Below are 20849 nucleotides of genomic sequence, written 5' to 3'. Positions count from 1 at the left end.
CGGGTATCCCTTATTCTTCCACGTCAAACTCTTTGTCGAGTTTGTTCATGTAAGAGGTGTAATAGAAAATGAGCACGATGAAGGTCAGGATCGAGCCTTGTTGCGCGAACCAGAACCCAAGATCGGTGCCCCCGACCGGAATACCCGACAGAAGCGGGCGTAGAATGATGGCAAACCCGAAGGACACCAACGCCCAGATCACCATCGAAATGGTAATGATCCGGATATTGGCGGCCCAATAGGCGCCGCGTGACTTGTCTGACATGTGACGTCTCCCAGTTTCCTCCTGCGCCTGCCCCGGCATGAGGCAGGCTTCCTCTCTCCCCCGGTAGCCGCGCGCGTTGGCGCGGAACGGGCACGGGTTTGGCGCAAGCGCTGTTCCCGCAAATGCCGGCGCACGGATGCGCCAGCCCCGGTTGCCCGGATCTCTTAGGCCGTGACCTCGGTCACGATCGCGCCCAGATCGGCCGCGATGCGGTCGATCTCGCCCATGGCGTCCACGCGTTTCAGCGCGCCTTTGCCGTCGTAATAGGCAATCAGCGGCGCGGTTTGGTCGTGATAGGCGCTCAGGCGGGCGCCGACGGTTTCGGCATTGTCATCGGCACGGCGCTTGAATTCGGTGCTGCCGCAAGCATCGCAGACACCCGCCACGGCAGGCGTCTTGAAGCTGTCATGGTAGCCTTCGCCGCATTTGGCGCAGGTGTAGCGGCCCGACACACGCTCGACCATCGCGGCGTCGTCCACCTCTAGCGAGATGGCCGCGCCCAGCGACATGCCCTGCTCCTCCAGCAGGGTGTCGAGGGCGGCGGCTTGGCCAGCGGTGCGCGGGAAGCCGTCAAGGATGACGCCCTTGGCGGTGTCCGGCTCGTTCATGCGGTCGCGCAGGATGGCCAGCACGATCTCGTCGCTGACAAGCCCACCCGCTTCCATCACCGCTTTCGCCTGCAAGCCTGCTTCCGTGCCCGCAGCCACAGCCGCGCGCAGCAGATCGCCGGTGGACAATTGCACCAGCCCGAATTTCTGCTCCAGCATCCGGGCTTGGGTGCCCTTGCCGGCCCCCGGAGGGCCAAGCAGGATCAGAACGGTTGTTTTGGTCATGGCGTCCATCTCCTCAGCCCCGGTTCATCCGGTTGTCGATCAGGTCATCGACCACCGACGGGTCGGCCAAGGTCGAGGTGTCGCCCAAAGCGCCGTAGTCATTCTCTGCAATCTTGCGCAGGATACGGCGCATGATCTTGCCAGAGCGGGTTTTCGGCAGGCCCGGTGCCCATTGGATCAGGTCCGGGCTGGCGATCGGGCCGATTTCGGTGCGGACCCATTTCACCAGTTCCTTGCGCAGCTCTTCGCTGGGCTCGATCCCGTTCATCAGGGTGACATAGGCGTAGATGCCTTGACCCTTGATGTCATGCGGGTAGCCCACCACGGCGGCCTCTGCCACGGTTTCATGCGCGACAAGGGCGGATTCCACCTCGGCGGTGCCCATGCGGTGGCCGGACACGTTGATCACGTCATCGACGCGGCCCGTGATCCAGTAATCGCCATCAGCATCGCGGCGGCAGCCGTCGCCGGTGAAATAGTAGCCCTTATACTGGCTGAAATAGGTGTCCATGAAACGCTCATGGTCGCCCCAGACAGTGCGCATCTGACCCGGCCAGCTATCCTTGATGCACAGAACGCCTTCGGTAGCGGTCTCGGTCTGGATTTCGGCGGTCGCCGGGTCCAGAACCTCTGGCTGCACGCCGAAGAAGGGTTTCGTTGCGGCGCCGGGCTTGGCGGCGGTCGCACCCGGCAGGGCGGTAATCATGTGCCCGCCGGTTTCTGTCTGCCAGAATGTATCGACGATGGGGCAACGGCCCTTGCCGACATGGGTGTTATACCAGTTCCACGCTTCGGGGTTGATGGGTTCACCCACGGACCCCAGCAGCTTCAGCGACGACAAATCGTGCTTTTCGACCCATTCGGTGCCTTGGCCCATCAGCGCGCGGATCGCGGTGGGGGCGGTGTAGAACTGGTTGACCTTGTGCTTGGCGCAGACTTCCCAGAAACGGCCCGCATCGGGGTAGGTCGGCACGCCTTCGAACATGATCGTGGTCGCGCCATTGGCCAGCGGGCCATAGACGATGTAGCTGTGGCCCGTGACCCAACCCACATCGGCGGTGCACCAGAAGATGTCGCCATCATGGTAATCAAAGGTCAGCTGCTGCGTCATCGCGGCATAGACCAGGTAGCCGCCAGAGGTGTGCACAACACCCTTAGGGCGGCCGGTCGAGCCAGAGGTGTAGAGGATGAACAGCGGGTCTTCCGCGCCCATTTCCTCGGGCGGGCAATCGGTGCTGGCCTCGGCCATCATGGCTTTCAGGTCCAGATCACGGCCATCAACCCATGTTGTCTGGTCGCCGGTATGCTTGACGACAAAGCACTTCACCTTGTCCGAGCAGTCGAACAGCGCCTTGTCGGTGTTCGATTTCAGCGCGGTGCGGCGGCCACCGCGCGGGGCGGTGTCGGCAGTGATAACGGCCTTCGCGCCGCAATCGTTGATGCGGTTGGCCAGCGCGTCGGGCGAAAAGCCTGCAAACACGATGGAATGAATCGCCCCAATACGCGCGCAGGCCAGCATGGCATAGGCGGCTTCGGGGATCATCGGCAGGTAGATCACGACCCGGTCGCCCTTGCCGATGCCCTGTGCCTTCAGCACATTGGCCATGCGGCTGACTTCGTCTTTCAATTGCGCATAGGTGATATGTTTCGCGGGCGTCTTGGGGTCATCGGGTTCCCAGATGATCGCGGTCTGGTCGCCACGGGTGGCAACATGGCGGTCAATGCAATTGGCGGCCACGTTCAGCGTGCCGTCCTCGAACCACTTGATGTCGACCTTGCCGAATTCGAAGCTGGTGTTCTTCACCTTGGTATAAGGCTTGATCCAGTCGATGCGCTTGCCGTGCTCACCCCAGAACGCGTCGGGGTCGGCCACGGATGCGGCATACATTTCATCGTATTGCGCCGCGTTCACATGCGCCTTGGCGATGAAATCGTCGGATGCCGGATAGGTCTGTGACATGAATGCTCCTCCAGTCGCGGGAGCAAGACTGCGCAAAACCACGCGACCGCCCCCCTTGTCATGGTGCCGCAGCGCTCCATCGCCCGACACCGGTCCCCGAGGCGGTTATAACGCATTCGTCAACGAAGTGGTAAACTTTTTAGGAATAACGATTTTTTTGTAAAAATATTCACACATAGCGCGTCAAGACTGAAAACTATTTTGCGCTGCAGTGCAGAGACGCCCGGAAAACAAGGCATTTTCAAGGCAGCGCCAAGCGGGTGCGCAAAGCTGGTTGCGCTAGCAGAAAGCGGGCTTCAGGCATGGGAGCGTGGCTTCGGGCGCCGCGAAAGAATCGTAAAGCGGCGACCGCGCTGTGCGCAGCAAACTGATTCGGGCGATTCGGCTTGGGGGTGATAGCACTAGGGCGGGCCGATCTCTCGGCCCGCCCGAACGGTCACGGGATTACGAAATCCCCAAGGATGAAATACCCGTCACAGCGGGCGGTCCACCCGGACCGTGACGACCGCGCGGCCCCGCGTCGCGGCGGGCCACCGCAGGTTGATGCGGTCGTTATTCGGCCCCTGCTGGATCTCGGTATAGGGCATCTCGTAGCGGGTCGCGTTGCTGCCATCTTGCGCGCGCCCCTCCATCACGACCGACGACACCGTGCGCGCCCAGCCGCCAAAGGGCAGTTTGCCGCCCGTATCGACCACCCAGGTCGAAGCGTTGGTGTTCTGGTCATGCAGCACGACACAGGGGCTTTCAGTCGGGAAATCGACCCCGTTATAGGCGTTGTTGTCGAAGATCACGTTGCGAAAGCGGGTATAGTCCAGCGTGCCAAAGGTCGTGTCCACCGCATCGACACGGTCAATGCGGTTGCCGACCGTGCGGAACACATTGCCCGATACATGCAGCCCCTGAAGATGCTGCCCCGACCCCAGGGGCCGCACCACGATCCAATTGAACCAGGGCGCGACCCCGCTGGCGATGAAGATATTGCCGGTCACGGTCAGTCCGCCAAAAGAAAAGCCTCCGGTGAAATTCGGCTCGGGCGCGTATTCGTTCGAAAGCTCGATAAAGCAATTGTCGATGTAATTGCCCGTGATCGTGGTTTTCAGGTTCACGTCGGTCAGCACGATCCCGGCTTGGCGCACGCCCTGCGGCTCGTCATCGCCGGCGAAGAAATGGTTGCCGGTGATGATATGTCCCGTGCCGCCCATGACCCCGAAATGCGCCCAAAGCACCGCGCGATTGTTGCGGATTTTGGCGTCGTTGTTGTTGGTGTTAAAGGCGATCACGGTGCGGTCCTGCGAGCGCAGGGTCATTTCCGCGCTGGCGAACTGGCAGCGATCCACCGTCAGGCCTTGGCACCCCTTCCCGATAGAGGTGATGCCGCGATCCTTGGGGCGGTCGAAATCGCAATCGGTAAAGCGCATGATGCTGCCATCCTCGGGCAACATGACGGCGCTGGCGCGGCCCCGGCACAGGAATTCGATATGGCGGCATTCGAAATTCGACAGGTTCGAGAAGCCCGAGCAATCCAGCAGGTATTGATAACGGTGGAAGGTGAAGCTTTGCGTGCCCGCCCCGCCATGCAGCGGTTGCGACAGGGTCAGCGTGCCCGCGGCGGTGTTGCGCGCGCGCACATAGACCTCGCGCCCCACACCGACACCCGACACCCGTGCGCCGACCGGAACCCCGGCGACATTGCTGACGCCCGTCAGGGTCAGCGGGTTGGATGGCGAATAGGTCGCGGTGCGGGTGACAGTGACCGTGTCCCAATCGCCCACGTCAGCGGCCCGCAACTGGCCGTTTTGCAGCACAAGATGCACATTCGCGTTGTCGAACCCCACCAGCGCGCGCAGGTCGATCGGCGCGGTCAGGTTGACCCGCCCGCCCTTCATGTCAAAGGCGACATGCTGGTTGGTATGGAACAGCGCCTGCAACCCCTTGCGCAGCGCCGCCACGTCATTGCCAAGTGCGGCTTCATAGGCGGGCAGGCTGAAATCGTCATGCAGGATCAGCAGCGTCTGGTCGGACATGTCCAGCGTGCCACGGAAGGTGACAGGGCCAGGGATGGTCAGGTCGGACCCAATATGGAACACGCCCTCGGGCACCAGCAGGCGGCGCTTGCCCGCCGCCGAGATGGCGGCCAGAAAGGCAGCGTGGTCATCGGTCGTGCCATCGCCCGCAGCGCCGAAATCGACCACGTCCACCACGCCCAGCAGGTCGGACGAAAACGCATTGGTCACATCTTCGATGATGATGTCGTCAATGCGGATTACGCCACCTGTCGGCCCCGTCAGGTCCAGCCCGAAATGGGCGCGCTTGGCATCCAGGCTCCAGACCATGTCGACGCCCGTGCGTGCGCCCGTGCCGATGATGGCAGAGATCTCGACGATCTCGCCATAGCTGGTCAGGCTGGTGACAGGGCCGGAATTGGGCAGGGCCGTCAGCTCTGCGCCGCCCTGATTGCCCACCCATGCGCCGACCGCGACATCCGGCAGGACGCCCGCCATGCCCTTCACCAAGGCGCGCACCCGGTAATAGCAGCCCGGAATGACCGGCAGTTCCGTCATCCAGCGCAGCCGCGTGGTGGCAGAGATTTTCTGCACTTCAAGGCAGCCGTCGAAATCCGGGTCCGACGGCACGAAGGCCGCGAAAGCCGCGCTGTCATAGGTGGGCGTGCCCGGTCGGCCCGTCGTTTGCGACCAGGTGTCCAGACCGGCGGAAAACGGCGGGGGCATCAGGTTCAGCCCTTGGGTGACGGCCATGTTCATGCGGACGATCCTTTTGATTGTTCCAGAGCACAGGGCCGAAGACGTGCCCATCGGGGATGGGACAAGGTGCCTCGGCCGGATGGAACAAGGGATAGTCCAAAGCCGTTAAGTCGCGGTCAGGGCAGCGTGCGCTGCCTATGGGGCGGTGGGGGCCGTGCCACGCATGGCGGTCAGCGCATCCATGACAGAGGCGCGGGTCACGCAGCCCAGCACCTGATCGCCATCGGTCACGCGCAGCATGTCGTGATGGGCGTCGAACCGGGCCATGACCTCGCGGATGGGGGTGTCCTGCGCCACGCTGCGGGTGTCCGCCCCGGTGATCGCGCCCGGCACAAGCGCGTCACGCGCGCACAAAACGCCAAGCGGGTTCATATTGGCGACGAAATCGGCCACGTATTGGTTGGCCGGGGTCTGGAAAATCTGCGAGGGCGTGCCGCATTGGATCATCCGTCCGCCTTCCAGAATGGCGATGCGGTTGCCCAGCTTGAACGCCTCGTCCAGATCGTGGCTGACGAAGATGATCGTGCGCTTCAGCCGTGCCTGCAATTCCAGCAATTCGTCTTGCAGCCGCGCGCGGATCAGCGGGTCAAGCGCCGAGAAGGGCTCGTCCATCAGCAAGACCGGCGCATCTGTGGCAAAGGCCCGCGCCAACCCGACGCGCTGCTGCATGCCGCCGGAAAGCGCGCTTACTGGCTGGTCCGCCCATTGTGTCAGGCCCACCAGTTCAAGCTGCGTGTCGATCTTCTCGCGGCGCGCGCGTTTGGCCATGCCGGCCAGTTCCAGCCCAAGGCCAACATTCTCGCGCACCGACCGCCATGGAAGCAGGCCGAATTGCTGGAACACCATCGCAACCGTTTTGGTGCGCAGGGCGCGCAACTGCGCACTGCTGGCATTAGGCACACTGACCAATTCGGTTCCGTCATTGACCAGCACATCGCCCTGCACGATCTTGTTCAGCCCGTTCACGGCCCGCAACAGCGTGGATTTGCCCGACCCAGACAGCCCCATCAGCACGACAATTTCGCCCGGCGCTACGTCAAGCGAGCAATCATGGACGCCCAGAACTTGGCCCGTTTTTTCCTTGATGGCGTCGCGGGTCTGGCCCGTTTCCATCAACGGGATCGCCTTGTAGGGGTTCGACCCGAACACGATAGAGACGTTGCGGAAACGCACGGCAGGATCAGTCATCGCTTCGCCTCCACCCGCAGCATACGGTCCAGCATGATGGCCACGGCCACGATGACCGCGCCAGCCTCAAACCCCAAGGCCGCGTTCACCGTGTTAAGCGCGCGCACGATGGACACGCCCAAGCCCGGCGCGCCCACCAGACCCGCGATCACGACCATCGACAGCGACAGCATGATCGTCTGGTTCAAGCCCGCCATGATCTGTGGAAAGGCATAGGGCAATTCCACCTTCCAGATGCGCTGGGCGGTGGTCGCGCCGAAGGCGGTCGCGGCTTCGGACAAGGCGCGCGGGGTCGAGCGGATGCCAAGCTCCGTCAGCCGGATCGCCGCGGGCATGGCGAAAATCACCGTGGCGACCAAGCCCGGAACCATGCCCAGCCCGAACAACACCAGAACCGGGATCAGGTAGACGAATACCGGCAGCGTTTGCATCAGGTCCAGAATGGGTGTCAGCGCGCGGTAGAATTTCGGGTGATGCGCGGCGTATATGCCCAAGGGCACGCCCACGCCCATGCACACCACGCAAGACGCCAGAACCAGCGTCAATGTCTGCATGGTCAATTCCCAATAGCCTTGGTTCAGTGCGAACAGGGCGCAGAGCACCACCACCAGCACCGAGACCCATTTGCGTTGCAAAAGCCATGTCAGCGCCCCGAAGGCGGCTATGACGAGGAACGGATGCGGCCCGGTCAGCGCCGCTTCCAACCCGCCGATCATGCTGCGCAGGGTCAGCTCCAGCGTGTCAAAGGCGGTGATGAAGGTGTCTTGCACCCAGTCGAACCCCGAGGCCACAACCCGGCCCACGGGGATCTTCGCGTCTGTTATGGGGGTGACGAGCGGGTCGGACATGGCGCAACCAAGAAACGGCAAGGCCCCGGATCAGGTCCGGGGCGCGTGCCGCTTGTGTCAGCCGTCGAGCGCAGCGGTGACAGCCGCCATCGCGTCGCCGCCATCCATGGTGGTCACACCTTCCAGCCACGGCGCAATGGCGCCGCGGTTGGCCGACAGCCATGCGCTGGCCGCGGCCTCTGGGGCGGTGCCATCGTTCAGGATCGCGCCCATGATCTCGTTTTCCATGGCCAGCGTGAATTCCAGATTGTTCAGGAACGCACCGACATTGGGGCATTCGGCAACAAAGCCCGCGCGGGTGTTGGTATAGACCTCTGCGCCGCCGAAATCGGGGCCGAACCAGTCGTCGCCACCGGCCAGATAGGTCATCTCATAAGCCGCGTTCATCGGGTGCGGTTCCCACCCCAAGAACACAACTGGCTCATCGCGGCGGTCGGCGCGGGCGACTTGGGACAGCATCCCTTGCTCGGAACTTTCGACGACCTCGAAGCCCGACAGGCCAAATGCATCCGCAGCTATCATGTCAAGGATCAGGCGGTTGCCGTCATTGCCCGGCTCAATGCCGTAGATCTTGCCCTCCAGCGCCTCTGCCTGCGCGGCGATGCTGGCGAAATCGGTAATGCCAAGGGCTGCACCTGCCGCATTGGTGGCCAGTGTATATTTCGCGCCCGCTAGATTGCGGCGCACCGTCTCGACCGTGCCAGCCTCGCGGTAAGGGGCGATGTCGGCTTCCATCGTGGGCATCCAGTTGCCAAGGAACACGTCCACATCGCCATTCGCCATGGAGGTGTAGGTCACGGGCACCGACAGCACCAGCGTGTTCGTCTGGTAGCCCAACGCGTCCAGAATGGTCGTGGCCACGGCGGTGGTGGCGGTGATGTCGGTCCAGCCCACATCCGAGAAGGTGACAGAAGAGCAGTCGGCAAAGGCCGGGCCAGCGGCAAGGGCGGCGGCGGCCAGCGTCGTCAGGCGAAGGGTCATTGATGTATCTCCCGTGTTGCGTTTTTCTTGATTGACCAATCAATAAACAATCGGCTAGCAAACCTGCAACCCAAATATCGAAAAAGGGCAGGCAGATATGCCGAAGCTTGGAATGGAACCTATCAGGCGCGACGCGCTTATCAAAGCCGCTATTGTCGAGATCGGGCAAGCGGGATCGCTGGACGTGACCGTCAGCCGGATCGCCAAGCGCGCGGGCATGTCCTCGGCCTTGGCGCATCATTATTTCGGGTCGAAAGAAGCGATGTTTCTGGCAGCCATGCGGCATGTGCTGTCGGTCTACGGCGCTGAAATCCGCGGCGCGCTTGTGGCTTGCGACACCCCGCGCGACCGGCTGCGCGCGTTGGTGCGGGTGTCCTTCACCGGCACGAATTTCCGGCGCGACGTGGTGGCGGCATGGCTGAATTTCTACGTTCTGGCGCAGCGGCAGGACGATGCCGCGCGGCTGCTGCGGGTCTACCAGGCGCGGCTGCGGTCGAACCTGCGCCATGCGCTGCGCTCGCTGGTGGGCGCGCGTGCGCGCGAACTGGCCGACGGTGCGGCGGCGATGATCGACGGCACCTATCTGCATGAGGCCTTGGGCGTGGCAGAGCCGGACGGCGCGCGGGCTTGCGCGCGCGTGCAGGGGTGGCTGGACGCCGCGATGGAAGGAACCCCCGCATGAGAGCACAGCCCAAAGCCAGCCATTTCATCGGCGGCAGGTATGTCGAGGATGACCAAGGCACGGCGTTCGAAAGCCTCTATCCCGCGACGGGAGAGGTGATTGCCCGGCTACATTCTGCCACGCCTGCGATTGTCGAGCAGGCTTTGGCTGCGGCGGCTGACGCGCAGGCCGACTGGGCCGCCCGTCCGCCGGTGGAGCGTGGGCGCATCCTGCACCGCGCGGCGCAGATCATGCGCGCGCGTAACCGCGAATTATCCGTGCTGGAAACGCTGGATACCGGCAAGCCCCTGCAAGAAACACTGGTGGCCGATGCCGCTTCTGGCGCGGATGCCTTGGAATATTTCGCAGGCTTCGCGCCGACCGTGACGGGCCAGACCATCCCGCTTGGACGCGACATGGCCTATACCTTGCGCGAACCCATGGGCGTCTGCGCGGGGATTGGCGCGTGGAACTACCCGATCCAGATCGCGGCATGGAAAGCCGCGCCCGCGCTGGCCTTCGGCAATGCGCTGGTGTTCAAACCGTCCGAGGTGACGCCGCTTTCAGCGCTGGCCTTGGCGGAGATTCTGACGGAAGCGGGCCTGCCTGCGGGGCTGTTCAACGTGGTGCAAGGCGCGGGCGAGGTTGGCGCTGCGCTGGTCAGTGACCCGCGCGTGGCGAAAGTGTCGCTGACCGGGTCGGTGCCGACAGGCCGCAAGGTTTATGCCCAAGCCGCCGAGGGTATTCGCGCGGTGACGATGGAGTTGGGCGGCAAATCGCCCCTGATCGTGTTCGAGGATGCCGATCTGGACAATGCCGTGGGCGCGGCGATGCTGGGGAATTTCTATTCCTCGGGGCAAATCTGCACCAATGGCACGCGGGTCTTCGTGTCGCGCAAGGTTTTGAACGCGTTCCTGGAAAAGCTGGTCGCCCGCACCAAGCGCATCGTCATGGGCGACCCGCTGGACGAGGCCACGCAGATGGGGCCGCTGGTCAGCGCCGTGCAGGCCGAGCGTGTGCTGGGCTATATCGCGCGCGGAGTGGCCGAGGGCGCGCGGCTGGTCTGCGGCGGCAAATCGCCAAGCGGGTGCTTCGTGGAACCCACCGTTTTCACTGACGTGACCGACGACATGACCATCGCCCGCGAAGAGATTTTCGGGCCGGTTATGTCTGTGCTTGCCTTTGACGACGAGGACGAGGTGATCACGCGGGCCAATGCTACGGACTACGGGTTGGCGGCAGGTGTATTCACGCGAGACCTGACGCGCGCGCACCGTATCGTGGGGCGCTTGCAGGCGGGCACATGCTGGATCAACGCCTATAACCTGACGCCCGTGGAAATGCCTTTCGGCGGGGTGAAGTCCAGCGGCGTGGGGCGGGAAAACGGCCATGCGGCGCTTGAGCACTATACGCGGGTGAAGTCCGTCTATGTCGGAATGGGCGATGTCGATGCGCCCTATTGAGCGGTTTCAACCAAATTGCCGCGCCTTGCGGCGCGAAGAGATGTGACGCTGGCCCGCCTGCCGGCGGGCATCCAGCCCTGCCGTGGTGTTGGGCGGTTGGCGTGATTTTGCTGAGAGGCGGTTCAGGGGCAGGTTTGCCCTGAACGCGCCAGATCGAGTGTAACGCTGTCCGGTCCGCGTCAAGGACAAGCCGCGCGTGCCGCGCGGTCGCTTGCGCGATCCTTGACCCGGCCCGGACAGCTTTCAGGAGCCTATGAGAGATGCAGGCGGATTATGTCGTTGTGGGCGCGGGATCGGGCGGGTGCGCGGTTGCCTATCGTCTGGCCGAAGCGGGCCATTCGGTGATCGTGGTGGAAGCGGGCGGGTCGGATGCCGGCCCCATCATCCAGATGCCCGGCGCATTGTCCTACCCGATGAACATGGCGCGTTATGACTGGGGCTACCGGACCGAACCCGAGCCGCATTTGGGCGGTCGGCGTCTGGCCTGCCCGCGCGGGCGCGTGCTGGGCGGGTCGAGCAGCATAAATGGCATGGTCTATGTGCGCGGCCACGCGCGCGATTTCGACCATTGGGCCGATCAGGGGGCGGATGGTTGGCGCTTCACCGATGTCGCCCCCTATTTCCGCCGGATGGAGAATTGGCAGGCCGGTGTTTCGGATTGGCGCGGGCAGGGTGGGCCGGTGCATGTCAGCCGCGGCACGCGCGAGAACCCGTTATTCGACGCCTTTATCCAAGCCGGCCAACAGGCGGGCTACCCTGTGACCGACGACTATAACGGCGCGCAGCAAGAGGGGTTCGGCGCGATGGAAGCGACGATCCATCGCGGGCAACGCTGGTCCGCCGCGCGCGCCTATTTGCGCCCGGCCATCGCTACGGGGCGGGTGCGCGTGCTGCGGGGCCTGGCCGCGCGGGTCGCGTTTGACGCGCAGAACCGCGCCACGGGTGTTGTCATGCACGATGGGCGCATGGCCCATGCGCGTGCCGAGGTGGTTCTGGCGGCAAGCAGTATCAACACGCCGAAGCTATTGATGTTGTCGGGCATCGGCCCCGCCGCCCATTTGGCCGCGCATGGCATTGCCGCCCGCGCTGATCGCGCTGGCGTGGGGCAAAACCTGCAAGACCATCTAGAGCTTTATCTGCAATATGCCGCGCGCCAGCCGATCACGCTGTTCAAGTATTGGAACCTGCCGGGCAAGGCATGGGTGGGCGCGCAATGGCTGCTCGCGCGGCGTGGTCCCGGCGCGTCGAACCAGTTTGAGGCCTGTGCCTTCATCCGCTCGCGCGCGGGCGTGGAATATCCCGACATCCAGTATCATTTCCTGCCGATTGCCGTGCGCTACGACGGCAAGGCCGTGGCCGAGGGGCATGGGTTCCAGACCCATGTCGGCCCCATGCGCTCTGCCAGCCGGGGTTGGGTGAAGCTGGCCAGTCCCGACCCGCGGGATGCGCCGAAAATCTGTTTCAATTACATGAGCGACCCGCAGGATTGGGAAGATTTCCGCACCTGTATCCGCCTGACCCGAGAGATCATGGGGCAAGCGGCCTTCGCCTCTTACCTCAAGCACGAAATCCAGCCCGGTCCGCAGGTGCAGGACGATGCCGCGCTGGACGATTTCATCCGCGATCATGTCGAAAGTGCCTATCACCCCTGCGGCACGGCGCGGATGGGGCGGCGCGATGACCCTCTGGCGGTGGTGGACCCGGAAGGCCGGGTTATCGGGGTGGATGGGTTGCGCGTGGCCGACAGCTCGATCTTTCCGCGCATTCCCAACGGCAACCTGAACGCGCCTTCTATCATGGTGGGCGAAAAGATCGCCGATCACATTTTGGGCCGCCGCTTGCCGCCACTGAATGCAGAGCCATGGGTGCATCCGCATTGGCGGATGGCGCAACGCTGAATTTTCTTGCAAAGAATGGGCGGTTGCCCAAGGATTAGGCACGAAAGGGCCAAGCGCAGGCATCAGACTTGCGAAGCCCCGCCGCCCGTGCGTCTTTGCACTATCGAATTCCCGACAGGAGAGTGTCCATGTTCTACAAATCTATGTCCGCCGCGTTCGGCCTGAGCCTGTTGGCTGCCGCCGCGCAGGCGCAAACCTCAATGCCCTTCGCGCTGGATTGGCGTTTTGAAGGCCCGTCTGCCCCCTATTTCGTGGCCATCGACAAAGGCTATTTCGCCGAAGCCGGTCTGGACGTTGAAATCGCCGCGGGCCAAGGCAGCTTGGACGCGATCCCGAAGGTCGCCACCGGCGCCTTCCCGGTGGGCTTTGCCGATATGAACAGCCTTATCAAGTTCCTGGACCAGAACCCCGGCGCACCCGTCATCGGCGTGATGATGGTCTATGACAAGCCGCCCTTCGCCATCGTGGGCCGCAAATCCCTGGGGGTGGAAACCCCGTCCGACCTGGAAGGCAAGGTTCTGGGCGCGCCGCCCCCCGATGGCGCATGGGCGCAATGGCCGATCTTCGTGGCCGAAACCGGTATCGACGCCAGCACCGTCACGGTCGAACCCGTGGGCTTCCCCACGCGCGAGCCGTCGCTGGCCGAAGGCACCGTTGCGGCGGTCACGGGCTTCAGCTTCACGTCCTTCCTGAACACCGTGCGCCTTGGCGTGCCCGAGGATGACGTGTCGGTTATCTTGATGGCCGATCATGGCGTGGACCTCTATGGCAACGCGATCATCGTGAACACCGATTTCGCCGCCGCGAACCCCGATGCCGTCAGCGGCTTCCTCGACGCAGTCGCCAAGGGCATGGTCGACACCATCGCCGACCCGGCTGCGGCCATCGAAAGCCTTGTCAGCCGCAACCCGGCGATGGACGCGGAACTGGAACTGCGCCGTCTGGAACTGGCACTAGAGGCCAATATCGTGACGGATGCAGTGAAAGCCAATGGCATGGGCGTGATCGACGACGCGCGCTTCGCCAATGCGCTGGAGCAGATCGCGCTGACCTATGAATACCAGACAACGCCTGATGCGAGCCTGTATTTCACAGATGCCTACCTGCCCGAAGGCGGGTTCAAACTGGACTAAGACACATAAGGGCCGGCGCCACACGCGCCGGCCTTTCTCGCAAGGACGGCGTCATGGAAAACCTGATCGAAATCAAGGGCGTGCGGCACGCCTATAAAACCGATGCCGGGCCTTTGCCGGTGCTGGACGGGCTGGAAATCGCGGTGCCCGAAGGCGGCTTCGTCGCCGTGGTCGGTCCCTCTGGCTGCGGCAAATCCACCCTGACCCGCCTGATCGCGGGGCTGATGAAACCGGACCATGGCGAAGTGTGGCTGCACGGCGAACGCGTGAAGGGACCGCGCTCGACCGTGGGGATGGCGTTTCAGAACCCTGTGCTGCTGGAATGGCGCTCTATCCTGAAAAACGTGCTTTTGCCGCTCGAAATCGTGCCCTCGAAACTCTCCAAGAAAGAGGCCGAGGACCGCGCCCGCTTCCTGCTGTCGCTGGTGGGCCTTGAAGGGTTCGAGGATAAACGCCCGTCCGAGCTGTCCGGCGGGATGCGCCAACGCGCCAGCCTCTGCCGCGCGCTCATTCACCAGCCCGAAGTGCTGATCCTTGATGAACCATTCGGCGCGCTCGATGCTTTCACCCGCGAAGACCTGTGGCAGACCATGCACAAGGTGAAAGAACGCGAACCCTTCACCGGCGTTTTGATTACCCATGACCTGCGCGAATCGATCTTCCTGGCCGATCAGGTCGTGGTGCTGTCGGGCCGCCCCGCGAAAACGCAATATGTGCTGAACGTGCCGCGGACCCGCACGCCCACGCTCGACGACCTCTATACTCCCGAAGCGGCAGAACAGTTGAACATCCTGCGCCACCAGATCCAGGTCGCCCAAGGCCGCACGACGGAGGATGCCGCATGAACAAACATGTGCAATCCATCGCAGTGCCGCTGATCGCGGTCGCGATCTTCCTGGCCTTTTGGGAATGGCTCGTCTGGGTCAATGGCTGGCCCACCTTCAAGATGGCCGCGCCCTCCGACCTGCCGCCGGCCTATGCCCGCCACTGGGATCTGTTCCTAACAATGGGCTGGCAAACCCTGTGGCGCACCATCCTCGGGCTTTTGCTGGCGGTCATTTTCGGCACGCTTCTGGGCATGATCATGGGCTTTTCACGCATCATGCGCGATGCGCTCTACCCCCTCCTCGTGGGCTTCAACGCCATCCCCAAGGCAACCGTCGTGCCCATCGTTGCGCTCATGTTCGTGGGCCAGCACGATTTCAACACGGTGCTTCTGGCCTTCATGATCTCATTCTTCCCGATTGCCGTGTCCGTCAGCATCGGGCTGTCCACGCTAGAGCCCGAATACCGCGACATCCTGCGCTCTCTGGGCGCATCGCAGGCCACGATCTTCTGGAAAATCGCCCTGCCGAAAACCCTGCCCGAATTCTTCGGCGCGCTGAAAGTCGCGGTCACGCTTGCCTTCATCGGCACAAACCTGATGGAAATCGTCAGCCCCCATGGGCGTGGCTTGGGCGCACTCTTCGACTCAGGGCGCACCAATTCCGATTTCCCGCTCATGTTCGCGGTGCTCATCGCCTTGGCCTTCCTCGGGATCGTACTCTACTACATCGTGGTCGCGCTCGAAAAAATCTTCGCCGGTTGGGCCGAACGTAGCCCCGGCTAGGCTTTCATCCTTGCCCAAATATCCTCGGGTGAATGGTCCCGCAGGGACCAGAGGGGCAAAGCCCCTAAAAACCCCCAGCATCACGCAAAAAGGCGGCCCCAAGGCCGCCTTTTTTCCGTTTGGTCAGACACGATCAGCCGATGATCGCGTTCAGCGTGGCCGAGGGGCGCATCACGGCCGCGGTCTTTGCCGGGTCATTGTGGTAATAGCCGCCGGTATCGACCGCTTGCCCGCGACCTGCCTGCAATTCGGCGACAATCGCGGCCTCCTGCGCAGCAAGCTCTGCCGCGATCGGCGCGAAATGTGCGGCTAAGTCAGCATCTTCCGTTTGCGCGGCCAAGGCTTCGGCCCAGTAGCGCGCGAACCAGTAATGGCTGTCGCGGTTGTCGGGCTGGCCGACCTTGCGACCGGGCGAGCGGTCATTGTCCAGCACGCCTTGCGTGGCCAGTTCCACGGCCTTGCCCAAGACGCGGGCCTTCGCGTTGCCCTTGGCATCGGCCAGGAACTTGAACGACTCGCCCAGAGCGCAGAACTCGCCAAGGCTGTCCCAGCGCAGGTGATTTTCAGCCTGCAACTGCTGGACGTGCTTGGGGGCAGAGCCGCCCGCGCCCGTCTCGAACAGACCGCCGCCCTGCATCAGTTTCACGATGGACAGCATCTTGGCGCTGGTCGCCAGTTCCAGAATGGGGAACAGGTCGGTCAGGTAATCGCGTAGCACGTTGCCGGTGATGGCGATGGTGTTCTCGCCCTTGGTAATGGTCTCCAGCGAAGCGCGCGTCGCCTCGCGCGGGGCCATGATCTCGAAGCGGTCGGCCACGCCTTTCGCGTCCAGAATTGGCTTTACCATCTTGATGAGTTCGGCGTCATGCGCGCGGGTTTCATCCAGCCAGAAAATGGCACGATAGCCGGTATCGGCCTGCCGCGCGATGGCAAGGTTCACCCAGTCCTCGATGGGCGCTTTGCGCGCGCTGGCGGAGCGCCAGATATCGCCTGCCTCGACCGAATGTTCATGCAGCACCGTGCCATCGTCCAGCACCATGCGCACCACGCCATCGGCGGGTATCTCGAACGTGGTGGGATGGCTGCCGTATTCCTCGGCCTTTTGCGCCATCAGGCCAATGTTCTGCACGGTCCCGGCGGTGGCGGGGTTCAGCGCGCCGTTTTCCTTGAAGAAGCGGATCGTCTCGTCATAGACCGGCGCGTAAGAGCTGTCCGGGATCACGCAATTCGCGTCATGCTCTGCCCCATCCGGACCCCAGCCCTTGCCGCCGCCGCGAATGAGCGCGGGCATCGATGCGTCGATAATCACGTCCGACGGCACATGCAGGTTGGTGATGCCACGGTCGCTGTCGACCATGTACATCGGCGGGCGCTGGGCGGTGCAGGCGTCGATCGCGGCCATGATATCGGCACGGTCCTTGACCCGCGCCAGCAGATCGCCAAGCCCGGAATTGGGGTTCACGCCCAAGGCAGCCATATCGTCGCCGAATTGCTCGAACACCGGGGCCAGCCACGCCTTGACCGCATGGCCGAAGATGATCGGGTCGCTGACCTTCATCATCGTGGCCTTCATATGCAAAGAGAACAGCGTGCCCTCTGCCTTGGTGCTTTCGATCTCGGCGGCAAGGAACGCATCCAAGGCCCGCGCCGACATGAATGTCGCATCGACCACCGTGCCGGCCGGGTAGCTTACGGCATCTTTCAGAACCGTGCGGGTGCCATCGGGGGCCACATGTTCGATGGTGGCGATGGCAGGCTGCGACAGCGTGACCGAACGCTCGTTGCTGAAGAAGTCGCCCGCGCTCATGGTCGCCACGCGGGTCTTGCTGTCTGCCGCCCATTTGCCCATGCGGTGCGGATTGGCTTGGGCGAATTTCTTGACGGCGCTCGCCGCGCGGCGGTCCGAATTGCCTTCGCGCAGGACCGGGTTCACCGCCGACCCCTTGATCGTGTCATAGCGCGCGCGGATGTCCTTTTCGGCATCGGTCGCAGGCGCTTCGGGATAGTCGGGCAGGGCGTAGCCCTGGCCCTGCAATTCGCGGATCGCGGCCACCAGCTGCGGAACAGAAGCCGAGATATTGGGCAGCTTGATGACATTGGCGTCGGGTGTTTTCACCAGCTCGCCCAATTCGGCCAGATCGTCGCTGATGCGCTGATCTTCGGTCAGGAAATCGGGGAAGGTTGCCAGAATGCGGCCCGCCAGCGAAATATCCTTCGTGCCGACGCTGACACCGGCGGCGCTGGCAAAGCTCTGGATGATCGGCAGAAGCGAGGCCGAGGCCAGTTCGGGCGCTTCATCCACCTTCGTATAAATAATGTCGGGCGTGGTCTGGTCGGTCATGGTCAACCCCTTTCAAGAATTTGGCCGCACCATAGGCGCTTTCCACGCCGAGGTAAACAGTGCACAATGGTATACCGTAGCTTTTTCTGCGCTGCATGGGTGAATTTTCGGCGGCGCAGCAAAAAGGCTCCGGATCGGGTCCGGAGCCTGTGGTTTTGACTAGGGATGTCGCGCCCCGGACGTGATCCGGGGCCTCGCCGTCAGCGGCGCTTACAGGCTTGCGTCCAGCGCCGCCACGATCGCGTCGCCCATGCCAGAGGTCGAGACCGGCACGCCGCCCTCCGGCCCCATCAGGTCCGCCGTGCGCACGCCATCGGCCAGCACTTTTTCAACGGCCTTTTCCACACGATCCGCTTCCTCGCCCATGTCGAAGCTGTAGCGCAGCGCCATCGCGAAACTGAGGATGCAGGCAATCGGGTTTGCCTTGCCCTGTCCGGCAATGTCGGGGGCAGAGCCATGCACCGGCTCGTACAGCGCCTTGGGGCGACCGTTCGCCATCGGCGCGCCAAGGCTGGCCGAGGGCAACATGCCAAGGCTGCCGGTCAGCATGGCGGCCAGATCGGACAGCAGATCGCCGAACAGGTTGTCGGTCACGATGACATCGAACTGCTTGGGCCAGCGGGTCAGTTGCATCGCGCCTGCATCGGCATACATGTGACTCAGCTCGACATCGGGGTATTCCGCATCGTGAATTTCCTGCACTACGTCGCGCCAAAGAATGCCCGATTCCATGACATTGGCCTTCTCCATCGAGCAGACCTTGTTGCCACGCTTGCGCGCCATCTCGAAGGCCGAGCGCGCCACGCGGGCGATCTCGGACTCCGTGTAACGCTGGGTGTTGATGCCCACGCGCTCATTGCCTTCTTTCTTGATGCCGCGCGGCTCGCCGAAATACACGCCGCTTGTCAGCTCGCGGATAATCATGATGTCCAGACCGGCCACGACCTCTTTCTTCAGGCTGCTGAAATCCGACAGCGCGTCGAAACACTGCGCCGGGCGCAGGTTGGCATAGAGGTCCATTTCCTTGCGCAGGCGCAGCAAGCCGCGCTCGGGCTTTACGCTGAAATCCAGCACGTCGTATTTCGGGCCGCCCACCGCGCCCAGAAGGACCGCGTCCACCTCCTGCGCCTTGGCCATCGTGTCGTCATGCAGGGGGGTGCCGTGCTTGTCATAGGCCGCGCCGCCGACAAGGTCTTCGGACACGTCAAAGACCAGCCCGCGCTTCGCGCCCATCCAGTCGATGATCTTGCGCACTTCCGCCATGACCTCTGGGCCGATGCCGTCGCCGGGCAGGATAAGCAGGGAAGGGGTGGTCATGGGCGTCTCCTCTGATGTTGCTGGCCAAGTCGCTAGCCCCAAGCCGCGGGGGCGTCAAGTCGGGCTGATCCGCGAAAGCGCGCAATCCCCGCAGCGCGACGCTGGCAGGGATCGCGATTTCTGCTATGGCTGGTGCACTGGCAGTGACGCAGCGAAGGCGCTTGCATGGAAGATGGGTTCGACGCGGTGGTGATTGGCCGCAACGAAGGCGCGCGGCTGTTGCGCGCCCTGAAAGCGGCGCAAGCGGTGGCCCGGCGGGTGGTCTATGTCGATAGCGGCTCGACCGACGGGTCGGCACAGGCGGCGCGCGATCTGGGGGTGACGGTCATGGAACTGGACCCGGACCGCCCCTTCACCGCCGCGCGCGGGCGCAATACCGGGCTGGCCGCGCTGCCCGATGCGGAATTCGTGCAGCTTGTCGACGGCGATTGCATCTTGGACCCCGGCTGGCCCGCGCAGGCCTTGGCGCATCTGCGCGCCCACCCGCAAGCCGGGCTGGTCTTTGGCCGCCAGTATGAAGCGGCACCCGATGCCTCTGCCTATAACTGGATGACCGATTGGGAATGGAACAAGCCGCTTGGCCCCGCCACATATTGCGCGGGCTGCCTGATGGTGCGCGCGGACGCGTTGCGCGGGATCGGGGGCTATAACGAGGCGCTGATCGCGGGCGAAGATGACGACATGTGCCTGCGGATGCAGGCGGCGGGCTGGCAGACATGGTGCATCGACGCGCTGATGACCGAACATGACGCACGGCTCTTGTCGCTTGGCCCGTGGTGGCGGCGCAGCTTGCGCGCGGGGCACAGCTATGCCGAGCTTGGCGTGTTGCACGGCGCGGCGGCGGGGCAGCGGCGGCGCGCCGGGCTGTGGGGCGTGGCGCTGCCGCTCGTCGCGCTGGCGGGGCTGGTGCTGTGGTGGCCCTTGGCGGTCGTGGTGGCGATGCTCTATCTTGCCTCGCTCGGGCGGCAGTGGCAGCGCTTCCGCGCCGAAGGCCTTGGCGCGAAGCGCGCGGCGCAGGCGGCGGGGCTGTTGATGCTCAGCAAATTCGCCGAAGCGGCGGGGATGGCCAGCTACTGGGCCGCGCGGCTGCGCGGGCGCCGTCGGCGGCTGATAGAGTATAAATAACCGTCCCTAGTCGCGCACCACATAGACCGATTGCTTGGCATGGCGCACCACGCGCGCCACATTCGGCCCCAGCAGGTAGTCGCGGGCTTCGGGGCGGTGGGCGGCCATGATGATGACATCCACCTCCAGCTTGTCGGCGGCGCGCAGGATTTCGTCATAGACATTGCCGTGCAGAACATGCGGGTGCACCTCTATGCTGCCGGGCACGTTCTGCTTGACCCATTTGCGCAACGCCTCGCCGAACTGGTGCAGCGCGGTTTGCTCGAACCCGGCCTTGAAAAACGTTCCGACCATGGACATGCCAAAATCGGGCAGCACGCTGACGACATGCAACTCGCCGCCGCCCTGAAGCATTTTCTGGGCCTCTGCCATGGGTTTCACCCAAGACGCCGGCGACGAAAGGTCGATGGGCAGCAGGATCTTGATCGCCATGGGTTTGTCCTCTTGTCACGGGGGTTCCCATAG

The 20849-nt window shown here is 63.6% G+C and carries 17 protein-coding genes; 7 read left to right on the top strand and 10 right to left on the bottom strand.

Going from position 1 to position 20849, the window contains the following annotated elements; all coding sequences use genetic code 11:
- Nucleotides 1-10: 10 nt before the first annotated feature.
- The 7 genes from J1C52_RS01320 to choX all read right to left on the bottom strand — a co-directional run bounded on the left by J1C52_RS01320 (nt 11) and on the right by choX (nt 8837).
- Nucleotides 11-265: a DUF4212 domain-containing protein gene (locus tag J1C52_RS01320; protein ID WP_227426113.1), complete on the bottom strand. Its 255-nt coding sequence runs from the start codon at nt 263-265 to the stop codon at nt 11-13.
- Between the two features lie 164 nt (nt 266-429).
- Nucleotides 430-1107 carry an adenylate kinase gene (locus J1C52_RS01315; RefSeq protein WP_227426112.1) on the bottom strand — a complete coding sequence of 226 codons (678 nt, stop codon included), beginning with the start codon at nt 1105-1107 and terminating at the stop codon, nt 430-432.
- A gap of 4 nt (nt 1108-1111) precedes the next feature.
- On the bottom strand, nt 1112-3058 hold the full coding sequence (gene acs, locus J1C52_RS01310) for an acetate--CoA ligase (RefSeq protein ID WP_227426111.1): 1947 nt from the start codon (nt 3056-3058) through the stop codon (nt 1112-1114).
- Nucleotides 3059-3531: 473 nt separating this feature from the next.
- Nucleotides 3532-5820 carry a glycosyl hydrolase family 28-related protein gene (locus tag J1C52_RS01305; RefSeq protein WP_227426110.1) on the bottom strand — a complete coding sequence of 763 codons (2289 nt, stop codon included), beginning with the start codon at nt 5818-5820 and terminating at the stop codon, nt 3532-3534.
- A 135-nt stretch (nt 5821-5955) separates the two neighbouring features.
- Complete coding sequence (choV, locus tag J1C52_RS01300; protein WP_227426109.1) at nt 5956-7008, bottom strand: choline ABC transporter ATP-binding protein; 1053 nt, start codon at nt 7006-7008, stop codon at nt 5956-5958.
- Nucleotides 7005-7856: a choline ABC transporter permease subunit gene (gene choW / locus J1C52_RS01295; RefSeq protein ID WP_227426108.1), complete on the bottom strand. Its 852-nt coding sequence runs from the start codon at nt 7854-7856 to the stop codon at nt 7005-7007. The genes choV and choW overlap by 4 nt, the downstream gene beginning before the upstream one ends.
- 57 nt (nt 7857-7913) lie before the next feature.
- On the bottom strand, nt 7914-8837 hold the full coding sequence (gene choX, locus J1C52_RS01290; protein ID WP_227426107.1) for a choline ABC transporter substrate-binding protein: 924 nt from the start codon (nt 8835-8837) through the stop codon (nt 7914-7916).
- 97 nt (nt 8838-8934) lie between these two features.
- Here choX and betI point away from each other — a divergent pair, with 97 nt between their 5' ends.
- The 6 genes from betI (at nt 8935) to J1C52_RS01260 (ending at nt 15601) form a co-directional block, all read left to right on the top strand.
- Nucleotides 8935-9519, top strand: a complete 585-nt coding sequence (betI, locus tag J1C52_RS01285) for a choline-responsive transcriptional repressor BetI (RefSeq protein ID WP_227426106.1) — start codon at nt 8935-8937, stop codon at nt 9517-9519.
- On the top strand, nt 9516-10961 hold the full coding sequence (gene betB / locus J1C52_RS01280; protein ID WP_227426105.1) for a betaine-aldehyde dehydrogenase: 1446 nt from the start codon (nt 9516-9518) through the stop codon (nt 10959-10961). The genes betI and betB overlap by 4 nt, the downstream gene beginning before the upstream one ends.
- Before the next feature lie 260 nt (nt 10962-11221).
- Entirely contained in the window at nt 11222-12859 is a 1638-nt protein-coding gene (gene betA / locus J1C52_RS01275; RefSeq protein ID WP_227426104.1) for a choline dehydrogenase, read from the top strand.
- Between the two features lie 128 nt (nt 12860-12987).
- Complete coding sequence (locus J1C52_RS01270) at nt 12988-13992, top strand: ABC transporter substrate-binding protein (RefSeq protein WP_227426103.1); 1005 nt, start codon at nt 12988-12990, stop codon at nt 13990-13992.
- A 53-nt stretch (nt 13993-14045) separates the two neighbouring features.
- Nucleotides 14046-14837 (top strand): ABC transporter ATP-binding protein, encoded by a 792-nt coding sequence (locus tag J1C52_RS01265; protein ID WP_227426102.1) that lies wholly within the window; start codon nt 14046-14048, stop codon nt 14835-14837.
- A complete protein-coding gene (locus J1C52_RS01260) occupies nt 14834-15601 on the top strand; it encodes an ABC transporter permease (protein WP_227426101.1) in 768 nt (255 codons plus the stop codon). Before J1C52_RS01265 ends, J1C52_RS01260 begins: the two co-directional genes overlap by 4 nt.
- A gap of 133 nt (nt 15602-15734) precedes the next feature.
- Here J1C52_RS01260 and J1C52_RS01255 read toward each other — a convergent pair whose 3' ends face one another.
- Together J1C52_RS01255 and leuB are read right to left on the bottom strand one after the other, a co-directional pair.
- Complete coding sequence (locus tag J1C52_RS01255) at nt 15735-17942, bottom strand: NADP-dependent isocitrate dehydrogenase (RefSeq protein ID WP_227426100.1); 2208 nt, start codon at nt 17940-17942, stop codon at nt 15735-15737.
- Between the two features lie 210 nt (nt 17943-18152).
- A complete protein-coding gene (gene leuB, locus J1C52_RS01250; RefSeq protein ID WP_227426099.1) occupies nt 18153-19259 on the bottom strand; it encodes a 3-isopropylmalate dehydrogenase in 1107 nt (368 codons plus the stop codon).
- 165 nt (nt 19260-19424) lie between these two features.
- Between leuB and J1C52_RS01245 the strand changes: the two genes are divergently transcribed.
- Nucleotides 19425-20384: a glycosyltransferase family 2 protein gene (locus J1C52_RS01245; RefSeq protein ID WP_227426098.1), complete on the top strand. Its 960-nt coding sequence runs from the start codon at nt 19425-19427 to the stop codon at nt 20382-20384.
- A 6-nt stretch (nt 20385-20390) separates the two neighbouring features.
- Here J1C52_RS01245 and J1C52_RS01240 read toward each other — a convergent pair whose 3' ends face one another.
- The gene (locus J1C52_RS01240) at nt 20391-20816 is read right to left on the bottom strand and encodes a universal stress protein (protein WP_227426097.1); all 426 of its coding nucleotides are present in this window, start codon (nt 20814-20816) and stop codon (nt 20391-20393) included.
- Nucleotides 20817-20849 lie beyond the last annotated feature (33 nt).

Source organism: Roseibaca sp. Y0-43 (assembly GCF_020667835.1).
Taxonomy (GTDB): domain Bacteria; phylum Pseudomonadota; class Alphaproteobacteria; order Rhodobacterales; family Rhodobacteraceae; genus Roseinatronobacter.
This window is presented reverse-complemented; position numbering and strand designations above follow the sequence as displayed.

Coding starts and splice junctions, on each gene's coding strand:
- J1C52_RS01265 (WP_227426102.1), top strand. CDS start 14,046: ATGGAAAACCTGATCGAAATCAAGGGCGTGCGGCACGCCTATAAAACC.
- J1C52_RS01315 (WP_227426112.1), bottom strand. CDS start 1,107: ATGGACGCCATGACCAAAACAACCGTTCTGATCCTGCTTGGCCCTCCG.
- J1C52_RS01260 (WP_227426101.1), top strand. CDS start 14,834: ATGAACAAACATGTGCAATCCATCGCAGTGCCGCTGATCGCGGTCGCG.
- J1C52_RS01305 (WP_227426110.1), bottom strand. CDS start 5,820: ATGAACATGGCCGTCACCCAAGGGCTGAACCTGATGCCCCCGCCGTTT.
- choW (WP_227426108.1), bottom strand. CDS start 7,856: ATGTCCGACCCGCTCGTCACCCCCATAACAGACGCGAAGATCCCCGTG.
- betB (WP_227426105.1), top strand. CDS start 9,516: ATGAGAGCACAGCCCAAAGCCAGCCATTTCATCGGCGGCAGGTATGTC.
- J1C52_RS01255 (WP_227426100.1), bottom strand. CDS start 17,942: ATGACCGACCAGACCACGCCCGACATTATTTATACGAAGGTGGATGAA.
- acs (WP_227426111.1), bottom strand. CDS start 3,058: ATGTCACAGACCTATCCGGCATCCGACGATTTCATCGCCAAGGCGCAT.
- choV (WP_227426109.1), bottom strand. CDS start 7,008: ATGACTGATCCTGCCGTGCGTTTCCGCAACGTCTCTATCGTGTTCGGG.
- betI (WP_227426106.1), top strand. CDS start 8,935: ATGCCGAAGCTTGGAATGGAACCTATCAGGCGCGACGCGCTTATCAAA.
- J1C52_RS01320 (WP_227426113.1), bottom strand. CDS start 265: ATGTCAGACAAGTCACGCGGCGCCTATTGGGCCGCCAATATCCGGATC.
- J1C52_RS01245 (WP_227426098.1), top strand. CDS start 19,425: ATGGAAGATGGGTTCGACGCGGTGGTGATTGGCCGCAACGAAGGCGCG.
- J1C52_RS01270 (WP_227426103.1), top strand. CDS start 12,988: ATGTTCTACAAATCTATGTCCGCCGCGTTCGGCCTGAGCCTGTTGGCT.
- J1C52_RS01240 (WP_227426097.1), bottom strand. CDS start 20,816: ATGGCGATCAAGATCCTGCTGCCCATCGACCTTTCGTCGCCGGCGTCT.
- choX (WP_227426107.1), bottom strand. CDS start 8,837: ATGACCCTTCGCCTGACGACGCTGGCCGCCGCCGCCCTTGCCGCTGGC.
- betA (WP_227426104.1), top strand. CDS start 11,222: ATGCAGGCGGATTATGTCGTTGTGGGCGCGGGATCGGGCGGGTGCGCG.
- leuB (WP_227426099.1), bottom strand. CDS start 19,259: ATGACCACCCCTTCCCTGCTTATCCTGCCCGGCGACGGCATCGGCCCA.